A 13,417-nucleotide genomic window follows, 5' to 3' on the forward strand; every position below is an offset into this window, starting at 1 on the left:
TGTATTGAAAAGCCAATGTCGAGATGGGTCGTGATAATAATGGGCAAGTACGTAATCGTGGTTGAGTCTGGGTCGGATGTGACGCCGGAGCTCTGCGAGCGCTACGGCATCGTGCGCGTGCCCATGCATGTCACGATTGGTGACGAGACCGTCGAGGACGGCTCCATCGATCCACTCGAGATTTACTCGCGCTGCAACGAGTTTGGCGTAATGCCCAAGACCAGCGGCTGCGCGCCTGCAGATTTTGCGCACGTATATGACCGTATCCATGCCGAGCAGCCCGATGCGACCATTCTGCATCTTGCGTACTCCGAAGTCACGACTTGCTCGCATCAGTCCTCCAAGATTGCGGCTAAGGGCCGCGACTACGTATTCTCCATGGATACGCGTTTTGTCTCGGTGGGCCAGTCGCTCGTTGCCGTCGAGACCGCCAAATACATCGAGGCTCACCCCGACGCCACCGTCGACGAGATCTTTGCATTTACGAACTCCGTCATGGACCGCGTGCTGCTGGGCTTTGTTCCTACCGACCTGGCCTTTCTTAAGGCGGGCGGTCGTCTGTCCAACGTCGCGTTCCTTGGCGCCCACCTGCTCAAGATTAAGCCCTGCATTGAAGTAACGGGCGGTAAGTTTGTGGCGACCAAGAAGTTCCGCGGCTCTATGCTCAAGTGCGCCCGCGCCTTTATTGACCACATGGTTGCGAAGGGCGAGATTGACTACTCGCACATTGGCCTGGCGTATTCGGTAGGCCTTTCCCAGGAGCTGCGCGACGACATGGAAGTCTATGCGCACGACCTGGGCTTTAAAGACGTTACCTGGACTCAGGTCGGCGGTGTCATCTCGAGCCATTGCGGCCCGACCGCCTTCGGTGTGGTGCTCACGCTTAAGGCGTAAAGGCCTGGCGTCTATCGATTTCTATTGCCACGGCGGCGGGCGGGTTGCGATAACCCTCCCGCCGCTCTTGCGTGGGGTCAAATAGAACAATCCAATTGACCGCTAAACCATTTCACCATCATGCGTATGGGCTAGAATGGCTCTGGCATTTTAATTGGTTGCACCCAAGGAGAGGCAAGGTAGCGCGAATGGCAGAAATGACGCTTGAGGGTGTGGACGCTCGTCCCGAGGACTCTGCGTTTGCCCTTGGCCGCGTGCATTCAATCGAGACGATGGGAACGGTCGACGGACCCGGCATTCGCTTTGTGGTGTTTGTCCAGGGCTGTCCCATGCGCTGCGCGTATTGTCACAATCCCGATACCTGGTCTGTTAACGGCGGCACCATGGTGACCGTCGAACACCTGATGGATGAGTTCCAGAGTAACCACGAGTTCTATCGCAGCGGTGGCATTACGGTGTCCGGCGGCGAGCCGCTCCTACAGCCTGAGTTTTTGGCCGACCTGTTCTGTGCCATGCACAACAACCCCGATGGTCGCGTGCATACCTGCTTGGATAGCTGTGGCTATGCGTTCGATCCCGCGCATCCCGAGAAGTTCGATGCCGTACTCAACGAGACCGATATGGTGCTGCTCGACATTAAGCACGCCGATCCCGTCGAGCATAAAAAGCTGACCGGTTGTGATCCCGCACGCATCCTGGCGTTTGGCGATGAGCTTGCACGTCGCAAGATTAAGGTCGTTATCCGCCACGTGGTGGTGCCGGGCATTACCGACACGGTGGAGGAATGCGAGAAGCTTGGTTGCCTGATCGCTCCATGGCACAACGTGGTGGGTTTGGAGATGCTGCCGTATCACACGATGGGTGTCGTCAAGTACGAGCAACTGGGCATTCCCTATAAGCTTGAGGGCGTGCCCCAGATGGATACCGCGCGCATGCCCGAGTTGCGCAATGCCGTCATGACGGGCATGAAAAAGCGCCGCGCCGAACTCAAAAACGCCATCGGCTAGCGTGCCATTTTTGCCCCTTTATGATATCCGAGCTGCACTGGCTTCACTCATTGGGGACAGACTTAAATGAGTGCCCCTGGGCACCAAGTTGATTGCCAAAGAGCCCCGTCCTTAAAAGACTGCTCTCTGGGTTGCGGTGAGATGCGCAACAGAATCGTGCCATTTGGATAAATACGCTTGTGGTTTCTTTAAAGACACCTTAAACGCCGCTGAATATATTTGGAAAGAAATGCCTGCTCGGTATCATACTGCTCGTATATAAACGGTGGCAGTCAGGAGACCACGTGCGAAACATCGCATCGCGGGACGAGTATGTGCCGCAGCATGGCAGCAGATATAAGACGAAGGGCACGTCTTCGCGTGGCCTTGCCGGCGCTCGCATCCGCGTGAGGAAGATTGCCGCCATTGGGATGCTAACGTCGGCGGTTATTATCCTCGGAATTACCGTTAAAACCTACGCCTCGGAGCGAACGGTGCGCCCAGATGCGTCAACGGTACAGCTGCAAAACGAGAAGGTTTCAAAGTCCAAAGCGTCGGCAGATCAAGCTCTGTCGACGGCAGATCTCAAGACGAGACTTTCGAAGGCGGACTTCAACGATATCCCTTCGGGTGATACCGTTCGGACCTTCTCGTTGGTGGATAACAAGACTCCTGCCTTGGAGGATGAGAGCCTTGCCTCGCTCCAGGATGCCCTGTGTCGGGCGCAGGAGCTGGGCGACGTGGGTGTAGTGTTCTACGACCTATCGAGCGGTAGGGGCGTGACGTATAACGCCGATGTCGAGGTGTATGGAGCGAGCAGCTACAAAGCGCTGTATGCGCTCTATATTTGCGAGACGTTGGTCGAATCGGGGCGGGTGTCGCTCGATGGGCCTTTAGCCACGTATGGTGGTTGCAGCATGGGCTGGCAGACGGTGCGCGACCTTATCGAGAATGCCGTCGCCAACTCAGACAACGATTCGTTTATCGCGTTACGCGCGGCGTTTGACCATGATGGCTATGAGGATTGGATTGCCAATCTGGGTGTTGATGACGAAACGGCACTGAATCCGATGAGTGATTTTCCGACCTACTGCCCGCGCACTTCTGCGAGGTTATGGCGCGAGATGAGCGAGTATCTGAGCATGGATACCGAGACTTCACAGTGGTTGTCAGGCCTTTTGGCATCAACATCGCGCTCGTTTATTCGCGATGGCATTGCGGACGATCAGGTCTTGGTGCGCAACAAAGCGGGTTGGATCAGCGAGGACGGCTACTATTCGACATGCGATGCAGGCCTCATCGACATCGATGGCCGTACCTATGTCATGAGCGTCATGACATCGATGCCATGGAGTGACCGTTCGAGCGAGGTTACGGCTGCGATTGCAAAGGCTCTGTTTGATACGCGAGCTGCACTGGCTTAGCGTGTTCGTTTGGCGAGGTCAAACAAAATGCTGGTACCATACCTTGGTTGAGAATTTCGTATAGGTTTGGGGAATGGTATGGCTACCATCGCGATTATCGGTGCGCTCGAAAAAGAGATCATGCAGATTAAGGAAGAGCTGAGCGACGTTTGCGAGGCACGGGAGGCAGGCTTGACCGTTGTGAGCGGTGAGCTCGACGGCCTGACAGTTGTCGCCACAACGGCGGGCATGGGCACGGTGAACGCCGCCGCTGCAACACAGCACCTCATTAGCAAGTATGCTCCGCAGGCTGTTGTGTTTTCGGGCATTGCGGGCGGTTTGAACCCCAGGCTCCATATCGACGACGTGGTCATTGGCAAACGCCTACGCTATCTGGATACCGATACCGCGCTTATCGCCGAGTCCGCACCGGGGCTCGAGGAGTTTGGCTCGACGCCCGCGCTGGTCGATATTGCCGCCGAAGTGCTTGCTGAGCGTGGGTTTGTTGACGCTTCGAAAAATGCAGTCGCTTCGAACGAGGGCACCAAGCAGTTCCTGGTCGGCACGATTGCCACGGGTAACCGCTTTGTGACGGGCGCCACCATGCGCAACGACGCTATCGAGGCGACGCATGCCGATTGTGTCGGCATGGAGGGCGCGGCAATTGCCCATGTCGCAACCAAAAATGGTGTCGATTGCCTGGTGTTGCGCGCTATCAGCGATAATTGTGACGAGGCGTACGATGCAATTTGCGATCGAGAGTTCGATCTGTTCGAGTACGCGCGTGTCGCAAGTGACATCACGCTCGATATCGTCCGCCGCATTGCCGCTGCGCAATAGCGCGCTCTTTTGTAAGAACCTACGACCAAGGAGTGTCCATGGCCGATTCCATTAACTACCAGCTTGCCAAGTTCGTTGCCAGCTATGGCAAGGTTTCGCAGATTCCCGAGTCCACCTGCCCCGAGGTGAGCTTCGTCGGCCGCTCCAACGTGGGCAAGTCGTCGATCATGAACAAGCTTTTTGGCCGCAAGAACCTCGTCAAGGTCTCGAGCACACCGGGCAAGACGAGCAACATCAACTTCTTTGAGGCTGACGACGTGCACTTTGTCGACCTGCCGGGTTATGGTTTCGCCCGTCGTTCCAAGGCCGAGCGCGACCGCTGGGCCGAGCTCATCGGCGACTTCTTCGACTCGGAGCGCAGCTTTAACCTGGTCGTGTCGCTGGTGGATATTCGTCACGACCCCAGCAAGCTCGACCATGACATGATCGACTACCTGCAGGGCAACGAATTCAACTTTATCGTCTGCCTCACCAAGGCCGACAAGCTCAGCCGCACCCAGCAGGCCCGCCAGGCAGCAGCCATCAAAAAGCAGCTCAACGTTCCTGCCGAAAACGTGATCATCACAAGCTCCCAGACGGGCGTGGGCATCGACGAGCTCAAGAAACGCATCGCCGAGGCTTGCCTCTAGGACGCGTTCGCACTGCCAAACAACTTCTGCTTATCTATATCACCCCAGTGATAGTTGTTGATAAACTATCACTGGGGTGATATTTATGTTTGGAGGTCGATATGGAGCTTTGGCACGGGTCGGAGGTTGTTGTCGAGCGTCCATCGTTGGATAAATGCAGGCAATTCAATGACTATGGGCGCGGGTTTTATTGCACACCACATGAGGAAATGGCGATGGAGTGGGCGTGTCGGACCGAGTCTGATGGCATCGCGAATCGATATGAGCTTGATATAGATGGGCTCACGGTTCTCGATTTAGAGTCCGGGGAGTTTTCAATTCTCAATTGGCTTGCAATTTTGGCGGACAACAGGGAATTCAACGTTTCGACGCCGTTGGCGCGTGAAGGGCTTCGGTTTCTGCTTGATAGCTGCTTGATTGATATCGCGCCATACGACATTATTCGAGGCTATCGTGCCGATGACTCCTATTTTTCGTTTGCGAGGCAGTTTGTTAATGGCATGATCTCGCTTCGACAGCTTCAGCGCATTATGCGCTTAGGCGATTTAGGTATTCAGTACGCTCTTATGAGCGAACGCGCATTCTCGGCAATTCATTTTTGCGAGTGGAAGCAAGCTTCGGGATCTGAGTTTTATCCCAAGCGTTTTGAGCGAGAACAGAATGCACGACGTAAGTATTTGGACACGGTTAATGGGTTCGATTCCGAGGGCATCGACATTAGGGATTTAATGTCGGGGAGGGTTGATTTAAATGATCCAAGAGTTAACGGATTGTGGACCGAGTAGGACGTACCCCCTCTACTATCTTGAGGACGCAATGAACAACCTTGGTGACTGCTTCGACTACGCCGTGAACGATTATGGAGCGGAGGGGTCCGAAGTCGCTGAACTCTTTTGCCTGAGCGGCGTAGCTCGCGAGTTTGAGCGTGGCAACGCATGGGTCGTGTCGGGAAAATCGGGCGTCGAGTTATTTGCACTCATTGCCGAAAGATCTGGTTACCAGGCAGTGTCGATGCCAGATCGGACCTACCGATTTGAGAAGACGCCGGAATACTGGACGGGCTGGATACTGGCATATTTGCAGTGGCGCCTAGGAGAATCGTTCGAAGATCTTCTGCACGTCGTTCCGTTTGATGCGCTGTGCAATCTGTACTATCCCTGGCACGAGGCATCGGAAGAGCGTGTGGCTCGCCTTGTCTGCGATATGGCAAAGAAGACGCCTCGTCAAACCAAACTTTCGCAAGCAAGAAAGAGGCTCAAGAAAACGCAACAAGACCTGGCTTACGAATCGGGTGTATCGCTCCGATCAATCCAAATGTACGAGCAGCGCCAGCGAAACATCAACGAAGCCTCGGTAACAACCGTAAGGGATATGGCAAAAGCCCTACACTGCAACATCGAAGACCTCCTAGAGCCAGCCTTCGAATACAAAGAACCCAACGCCGCCTAAAGGGGATTCTAACCGCCGATTGCTCAAGTTGCGGTTCACCAAGAGCACCTTGAGCAGTGAAGCCGGCTGTCTTGTTGGGGCGTGCAGGCCTTGTAGACATCTAAATCCGCTTACGTATTGAGATGCCACGCCAAGCTAAAGTGCTCGGCGGGGCATTTTTCGGTTGACGATGTTAGCAGGGATTGAACAAAATGTGCCGCGAGTAAGAGGCGTCAGCATTTGGCGATTAAGAGAAACTATTCAATTCGGGCGCTCAGCCAGTACTCTCCATCCGAAGCTACGATTGCGTACGTAATTCCATTTTTGACAGTTGGCGAATCTACGCAGGCGGCACCAATTTCCTTAGCGTCTGAAAACGAAAGTGTTGGATCGATCGCTTGTATGGTTGCTAATGCTGTCGCCGCGGCATAGTCGGAGCTTTCGAAGTACATGACTATGTTATTAAAGCAGTTTTCGGATCCAAGATAGCTGAATAGTAGTTGGCTGCTCGAGTCCGAGTAGAAGCCTCCAATACCGGCAATCTTTGAGCCGTTTTTGATCTGAAGTTCGAGCCCTATGCCACTATTGTCTAGCTCGTAACTCGCCTTCATGCTGCTGCAATTGGGGAGATCTGAGAATTCCTCGTTAAGTCGTTCAATAAAGCCTTTAGGTGAAATTGAAAACATTCCGTCGCCTAAAAAGGATGTGATTTCCTTTTCGTTGCGGGTGTCAACGATCTCACCGCATCTGTCGCACTCTTGTATCTCCTTCGAGGTGGCATCTACGTAGTCGACTTCTTTAGTCCACGAGCCCGGTTGGTGTCCGAGTGGCTTCCCTTTCGTTTCGCCGCAACGCTGGCAGGTCTTCGGAGTCGTGCAGGTTGCTTCTTCCCATTCGTGCCCGAGAGGTTCTCCCTCGGTTTTGCCGCAACTTTTGCATATACGAGGGCTAGTGCAGGTTGCATTGGCCCATAGTTTGTGACTACAAAACAATTGAGGAAACAGCATGGGCAAACTGAAGATGATGACAGCTGCCACAGCGGCTGCGATGACCGTGCGTTTTTTACTGCCGAATTTATGAATGGCCTGCGTTAGAAGCGAGTCGTTTCCTTCTTTTTTGCGCGCGACGTCATCTCGTTATTCATGTTTATCGAGGCTCCTTTCTCGTTTTAATTTGCGATGCGAACAACTGTGGCAAGTGAAATGGCTGGTGACATAAATATATCCCAGTTTAGGATATATCAAAATGGAATATAGCGTTAGCGGCATGAACGTTGATGCTAACAGGACATGCGGAAAATGCCTCTCCCAGATTCGTCGGGAGCAAGGGGTTACCCAGGTTGAGCTTGCAAAGAAGCTGGGGGTACCTCAGTCGTTTATCTCAAAAGTTGAGACTGGGGAACGCAGTCTTAGGGTTTATGAACAGTTTACCTATGCGGATGCACTCGGAATTACTGTTGAAACGCTAGTGCATAAACTTGGGGCTGTTTTGAGTAGTGAAGATAAATAGATAATGTCACGCATCGATTGTCAATTAGAAAGTAGAACAGAGCTATAGGGCGAATAAGATGTTGGGTAGTGCGCCCCTCTCAAAAATAAGCCAAAATACCAGCCCGGCGACTTTCCAGAGTGTAGGTCCCTGTAGCCGCCGCCGGCGAAGTTGACGTAGGGGAGGCCAGAGGCTTTACTCCCAAATCTTTCCGCAGGACGGCAGGACCCCCGCCGCACGAAGTGCGCAGCGGGGGTCCTGCCATGTCCGAGGACGATTTGGGGGCAAAGCCCCTGGCCTCCCCGGTGGGTATACGCTGCGGCGGCTACAGGTATTCGATCTGGGCGCCCTCGGTGTCGCACGTCAGAATATGCGTATCGCACTTGGGGAACTGCTCGCGCAGCTTGACCTGCAGGAACTTGGCTACGATGGTGTCATCGGTCACGGCCATGAGGGTCGAGCCGGAGCCACTGATCCAGATGGTCTTGGCGCCGCCGTTGAGGCAGGTGTCGCGCACGGCGTTGTAGTCGGGGATCAGCCGGCGACGATAGGGCTCCTGAATGCGGTCGTCATTGGCGGCGGCAATCAGGTCCAGGTCGCCGGTCTCCAAGCCGCGCGTCATGCCGGCGATGCGGCCCATCTGCCATACGGCGGTGGAGAGCGGAATCTCCTGCGGCACGACCTTGCGCGCCTCGCTCGTGTGCACCTCGTAGGGCGGAATCACGGTAATAAAGCGCAGCTTGTCGCTCACCTCGTAGCGCAGGCACTGGGGCAGCGAGTCGGTCGGCGTAAAGGAGCAGACGGCGCCACCCAGGATGGCGGGGGCAACGTTATCGGGATGGCCCTCGACTTCGGTGGCGATGCGAACGAGCTCGGCGCGGTCGACGGTGTGGCCCGTCAGCGCGGCGGCAGCCATGATGCCGGCGACGACGCAGGTGGAGCTGGAACCCAGGCCACGGGCGACGGGCACGTCGGTCTGAATGTCGATGGCGACGGGGAAGGCCGGCTCGCCCCATGCGGCCAGTGCGTCCACAAAGCTCACGTAGACTAGGTTGTTCTCGTTTTGGAACTCCTTGGGGCAGCCCGTGATGGTGAGCTTGTCGGCGCGTTCGAAGGTGAAGTGTGAGTAGAGGCTGACGGCCATGCCGAGGGTGTCGTAGCCGATGCCTAGGTTGGCGCTGGTTGCTGGGACGGTGATTTTGATCATGTGGGTCCTCCTGGGCGGGTCTGGCCGTTTAGTTCGCTGCTCGGGCAGTCCTGGCTCGCTCGGAAAGCACATTAAGTGCTTTCCGGCTCGTGCGGAACTCGCGACGAACTAAACGGCCAGACCCGCTCGCATGCTCGTCATCATCCCGAAAGCTAAATAAAAAGAAGGTGCGCCGGCTTTCGCCGGCGCCTTATAAGGGGTTTAGTTGGTTGCCATCTTTTTTGCTGCAGACTCGACGTAGCTTGCCATCTCGTCGACGTCGCAGACGTCTTCGAAACGGACGGGTTTGGATTCGAGTTCGGCGAGCTGGGCCGGGGCGACCGTGTTGGTGGCCTGCTCGAGTACACGCATAGCCTCAAAATCATCCTCGGGAACGTCGAGGCCCAGGGCGTCGCAGCAGGCGCGCGGGAACTTGTAGGGGCTGGCGGTCGAAAGCAGCACGCGGGCCTTGGCGCCCTCGGCGGGAGCGACCTGCTCAAAGACGTGATAACCACAAGCGGTGTGCGGGTCGATTACGTAGCCGTTCGCATCCCAGCAGCTCTTGATGGCAGTACGGACCTCGTCCTCGCTGGCCCAGCCGCAGCCAAAGACGCTCTGAATCTTGGCCAGCAGCTCGGCGGGCACCTCGTAGCGACCCGTCTGCGCCAGCTGCTCCATAAGGCCGGCAACGAGCTCGCAGTCGCCATCGGACAGGAAGTAGAGCATGCGCTCCAGGTTGGAGCTGATGAGGATGTCCATCGACGGCGAGATGGTCGTGAAGAACGGGCGGTTGCGGTCGTAGACGCCGGTAGTCAGGAAGTCAGCCAGCACGTTGTTCTTGTCGCTCGCCACGACGAGCTTGGCGACGGGCAGACCCATGCGCTTGGCATAGTAGCCGGCCAGGATATCGCCAAAGTTGCCGGTCGGTACGCAGAACTCCACGGCGTCGCCGGCCTCGATGGCGCCGGCGCGCAACAGCTGCGCATAGGCGGCAAAGTAGTAGACGACCTGCGGTACCAGACGGCCGACGTTGATGGAGTTGGCACTCGAAAGCACCGTGCCTGCGGCCTCCAGACGCTCGGCAAGCTCCTTATCGGCAAAGATGCGTTTGACGGCGCTCTGGGCGTCGTCAAAGTTGCCGCGGATGCCGCAGACGGCGACGTTGTCGCCCTCCTGCGTGGACATCTGCAGGTTCTGGACGCGGCTGACCTTGCCCTCGGGATAAAAGACGGTGATGCCCGTGCCCGGAGCGTCGGCAAAACCGGCGAGCGCGGCCTTGCCGGTGTCGCCCGACGTGGCGGTGACGATCATGATGCGCTCGGCGCCGCCGTCCTTGGCGGAAGTGCGGGCCATCAGACGGGGGAGCATCTGCAGAGCGACGTCCTTGAAGGCGCTCGTGGGGCCGCCAAAGAGCTCCATCACATAGGTCTGAGGGGCGTCGGCGCCCGGCGCGGCGTCGAGTTTGACGAGCGGCGTGACCTCTTCACTCGCAAACGTGCCGCGGTATGCCTCGTCGACACACGCCGAAATTTCTTCGGCCGTGTAATCATTCAGTAACATTCCCAACACATCTTGAGCGATTTCAAAGTACGATTTATCTGCAAGCGAGCTGATATCGACCTGCTGGGTGCCGAGCTCGTCCGAGACAAACAAACCCCCGTCGGGAGCGATGCCGGTGCGGATTGCCACCTTACTTGAGCACGATAAAGTGCGTCCTCGTGTACTATGATAAGTTCCCATATAACACTGCTCCTCGGATGCCTTGGACCCAATCGGTGAAACCATGGTATCAGAGCGCGCAAAATAGGTTCGCAGAGGCTTTTTAGAAAGGTAACCTCCAGTCCATGATTAAGATTGCCAAGTTTGGCGGCTCGTCGGTCGCCGACGCCGAACACTTCAAGAAGATCAAGGCCATTGTCGACGCCGACCCGGCCCGCCGTTTTGTGGTGGTTTCTGCCTGCGGCCGCCGTTTTAAGGGCGACACCAAGGTGACCGACCTGCTCTACCTGGTTAACGCGCACGTCAAGTACCACGTGTCGTGCGAGGAACTGCTCGAGGACATCGGCCAGCGCTATTTTGATATCGCTGACGAGCTGGAGCTCACCTATCCCATCCGTGAGGAGTTCGCGGCTTTTGCTGAGCGCGCCCGCTCGGGCGGTTACTCCACCGAGGAGCTCGTGAGCCGCGGCGAGTACTTCACCGCTCGCCTGATGGCTGAGTACCTGGGTCTGCCGTTCCTGGACGCCGCGACGGTTGTGGCGTTCCATCACGACGGTACGCTCAGCATGAACCGCACCTCCGAGCTGGTGCAAGAGTACGGTCAGCAGGGCGGCTTCGTTATGCCTGGCTTCTACGGCGCGACGCGCGAGGGCCAGATTAAGCTGCTGGATCGTGGCGGCGGCGATATCTCGGGCTCGATCCTGGCCAAGTGCTTGGGAGCCGATCTGTACGAGAACTGGACCGACGTCTCGGGCTTCTACTCTGCCGACCCGCGCATCGTGCCCGAGGCTCAGCCCATCGCCCGCGTTACCTACGAGGAGCTGCGCGAGCTTTCGTACATGGGCGCGAGCGTCCTGCACGAGGAGGCTGTGTTCCCCGTGCGCGAGGCCGGTATTCCGCTGGTCATCAAGAACACCAATGCGCCGCAGGACCCCGGCACTATCATTAGCGAGACGGCCGATGAGGGCGAGGCGGAGCCCATTATTACCGGCGTGACCGGAAAGCGCGGCTTTGTCGCCATCAACGTGGCCCGCGACCGCACCAAGCCCCGCGTCGGCTTTATGCGCCGTGCGCTTTCGGTCTTCGAGCGCTATGACGTTTCCGTCGAGCATATGCCCACCGGCGTCGACCGCTTTGGCGCCGTGGTGCAGGAGCAGGACGTGCACGACTCGCTGTACTCGCTCGTGGGCGACATTCAGCAGGAGGTCGAGCCGCTCGAGATCGAGGTCGTCGAGGGCCTGGCGCTTATCGCTACCGTCGGCCGCAACCTGCGTGGTCGTGCCGGCATCTCGGGCCACCTGTTTGGCATGCTTGGTCAAGCTGGCGTGAGCGTGCGCATGATTTCGCAGAGCTGCGACGAGATCAACATCATTATCGGCGTCGAGGAGAAGGACTTTGACCTGGCGATTCAGACCATCTACCGTGCCTTCTCCGACGAGAACGGCATCGTGAAGGTCTCCGACCTGGAGGCTCCCGCGCCGGTCGATCCCGCTCTGGCCGCGCTCAAAAAGTAGCGACTGCTCGGTAGATTTTTGGGTCATGTCTCAAAAAACTACGGCGGGGCGTTTCGTTTCGGTTTCGTTTCGACGGGGCGGGTTTCGTGCCCGCCCTGTTCTTGTATAAACTGGCAACAATAATCGGCCTGCTCGGCGTGCGGGCAAAAGCCACAACCTTTAAAGGGGGAAGCATGAAACAGTACACGGTTGCTATTTTGGGCGCGACGGGAGCCGTGGGCACCCAGATGCTCGAGTGCCTCAACGAGCAGGAGTTCCCGGTCGGCAAGCTCAAGCTGTTGGCAAGCGCACGCTCCGCGGGCAAGACCGTTGAGTTCCGCGGCGAGCAAATCGTGATCGAAGAGGCTTGCCCCGAGGCCTTTGAGGGCTGCGACATCGTGCTCGGCGCTGCCGGCGACGATATCGCTAAGGAGCTGCTGCCCGAGGCCGTCAAGCGCGGAGCCGTCGTGGTCGACAACAGCCACGCCTTCCGCATGGATCCCGAGGTGCCGCTGGTCGTGCCCGAGATCAATGCCGACGATATCAAATGGCATCACGGCCTTATCGCCAATCCCAACTGCGCGACCATCATCGGCCTGGTTCCCACGTGGCCGCTGCATCAGCTTGCCGGCGTGAAGCGTATGATCGTGTCCACGTATCAGGCAGCTTCGGGCGCTGGCGCGCCCGGTATGGCCGAGCTCGAGGCTCAGCTGGCCGCCCTGGGCCGTGGCGAGGAGATTCCCGAGCCGCGCGCATTTGCCGCCCAGCTGGCGAGCAACCTGATTCCGCAGATTGGCGGCGTCAAGGAGGAGGGCTTTACCTCCGAGGAGATGAAACTGCAGAACGAGGGCCGTAAGATCACGCATCTGCCCGAGCTGCGCGTGAACTGCACCTGCGTGCGCGTGCCTGTGCTGCGCTCGCACTCCGAGAGCATTACGCTCGAGTTTGAGCGCGATATTACGGTTGACGAGGCCCGTGCTGCGCTGGCTGCCGCTCCCGGCGTCAAGCTGGTTGACGATATGGCTGCCGAGGATGCACACGACCGCTTCCCCATGCCGATGGACACGTCTGACCAGGACCTGATTTGGGTCGGTCGCGTGCGCCGCGACATCTCGAACCCCGAGGCCGCGCGCGGTATCACCTTCTGGTGCTGCGGCGACCAAATCCGTAAGGGCGCGGCGACCAACGCCGTCCAGATCGCTAAGCTGCTCTGCGAGTAGTGTGGCCTGTCCGGCGGGGCCGGGCTTAGTTTTCAGAACGTCCTCGACCATGTGTGGCGCCTTGTCCTGCTCCTTCGGAGCCGCGGACAAGGCGCCACACTGGTCTGCGGAGTGTTCTGAAAGCTAAGCCC

General features: G+C 57.5%; 13 protein-coding genes. 10 read left to right on the top strand and 3 right to left on the bottom strand.

Translation table 11 applies throughout. The annotated features are described in order from the left end of the window. Positions 1 to 39 precede the first annotated feature (39 nt). The 7 genes from I2H19_RS01065 (at position 40) to I2H19_RS01095 (ending at position 6,201) form a co-directional block, all read left to right on the top strand. A complete protein-coding gene (locus I2H19_RS01065; protein ID WP_229089713.1) occupies positions 40 to 894 on the top strand; it encodes a DegV family protein in 855 nt (284 codons plus the stop codon). 188 nt (positions 895 to 1,082) lie between these two features. Further along, positions 1,083 to 1,901, top strand: coding sequence for a pyruvate formate-lyase-activating protein (gene pflA / locus I2H19_RS01070; protein ID WP_006234868.1), 819 nt, complete (start codon positions 1,083 to 1,085; stop codon positions 1,899 to 1,901). 284 nt (positions 1,902 to 2,185) lie between these two features. Further along, positions 2,186 to 3,304, top strand: coding sequence for a serine hydrolase (locus tag I2H19_RS01075; RefSeq protein ID WP_195620766.1), 1,119 nt, complete (start codon positions 2,186 to 2,188; stop codon positions 3,302 to 3,304). Positions 3,305 to 3,382: 78 nt separating this feature from the next. Next, on the top strand, positions 3,383 to 4,123 hold the full coding sequence (gene mtnN, locus I2H19_RS01080; protein WP_195620773.1) for a 5'-methylthioadenosine/S-adenosylhomocysteine nucleosidase: 741 nt from the start codon (positions 3,383 to 3,385) through the stop codon (positions 4,121 to 4,123). 38 nt (positions 4,124 to 4,161) lie between these two features. Further along, the gene (gene yihA, locus I2H19_RS01085) at positions 4,162 to 4,752 is read left to right on the top strand and encodes a ribosome biogenesis GTP-binding protein YihA/YsxC (RefSeq protein WP_195362208.1); all 591 of its coding nucleotides are present in this window, start codon (positions 4,162 to 4,164) and stop codon (positions 4,750 to 4,752) included. A 101-nt stretch (positions 4,753 to 4,853) separates the two neighbouring features. Beyond that, positions 4,854 to 5,537 (top strand): DUF3990 domain-containing protein, encoded by a 684-nt coding sequence (locus I2H19_RS01090; RefSeq protein WP_195620775.1) that lies wholly within the window; start codon positions 4,854 to 4,856, stop codon positions 5,535 to 5,537. A 31-nt stretch (positions 5,538 to 5,568) separates the two neighbouring features. Continuing rightward, the gene (locus tag I2H19_RS01095; protein WP_195620776.1) at positions 5,569 to 6,201 is read left to right on the top strand and encodes a helix-turn-helix transcriptional regulator; all 633 of its coding nucleotides are present in this window, start codon (positions 5,569 to 5,571) and stop codon (positions 6,199 to 6,201) included. Positions 6,202 to 6,437: 236 nt separating this feature from the next. On the opposite strand, the gene I2H19_RS01100 is transcribed toward I2H19_RS01095, so the two are convergent. After that, complete coding sequence (locus I2H19_RS01100) at positions 6,438 to 7,217, bottom strand: hypothetical protein (RefSeq protein ID WP_195620777.1); 780 nt, start codon at positions 7,215 to 7,217, stop codon at positions 6,438 to 6,440. 208 nt (positions 7,218 to 7,425) lie between these two features. Between I2H19_RS01100 and I2H19_RS01105 the strand changes: the two genes are divergently transcribed. Next, positions 7,426 to 7,689: a helix-turn-helix domain-containing protein gene (locus I2H19_RS01105; RefSeq protein WP_229089715.1), complete on the top strand. Its 264-nt coding sequence runs from the start codon at positions 7,426 to 7,428 to the stop codon at positions 7,687 to 7,689. 304 nt (positions 7,690 to 7,993) lie between these two features. Here I2H19_RS01105 and thrB read toward each other — a convergent pair whose 3' ends face one another. Together thrB and thrC are read right to left on the bottom strand one after the other, a co-directional pair. After that, complete coding sequence (thrB, locus tag I2H19_RS01110; protein ID WP_195620779.1) at positions 7,994 to 8,875, bottom strand: homoserine kinase; 882 nt, start codon at positions 8,873 to 8,875, stop codon at positions 7,994 to 7,996. Positions 8,876 to 9,076: 201 nt separating this feature from the next. Continuing rightward, entirely contained in the window at positions 9,077 to 10,594 is a 1,518-nt protein-coding gene (gene thrC, locus I2H19_RS01115; protein ID WP_195620780.1) for a threonine synthase, read from the bottom strand. Between the two features lie 104 nt (positions 10,595 to 10,698). Between thrC and I2H19_RS01120 the strand changes: the two genes are divergently transcribed. Both I2H19_RS01120 and I2H19_RS01125 read left to right on the top strand, forming a co-directional pair. After that, the gene (locus I2H19_RS01120; protein WP_055252594.1) at positions 10,699 to 12,087 is read left to right on the top strand and encodes an aspartate kinase; all 1,389 of its coding nucleotides are present in this window, start codon (positions 10,699 to 10,701) and stop codon (positions 12,085 to 12,087) included. Positions 12,088 to 12,260: 173 nt separating this feature from the next. Continuing rightward, entirely contained in the window at positions 12,261 to 13,286 is a 1,026-nt protein-coding gene (locus I2H19_RS01125; RefSeq protein WP_195620787.1) for an aspartate-semialdehyde dehydrogenase, read from the top strand. The last annotated feature ends 131 nt before the right edge of the window (positions 13,287 to 13,417 follow it).

It is taken from the genome of Collinsella aerofaciens (assembly GCF_015560135.1).
Lineage (GTDB): Bacteria > Actinomycetota > Coriobacteriia > Coriobacteriales > Coriobacteriaceae > Collinsella > Collinsella aerofaciens_AN.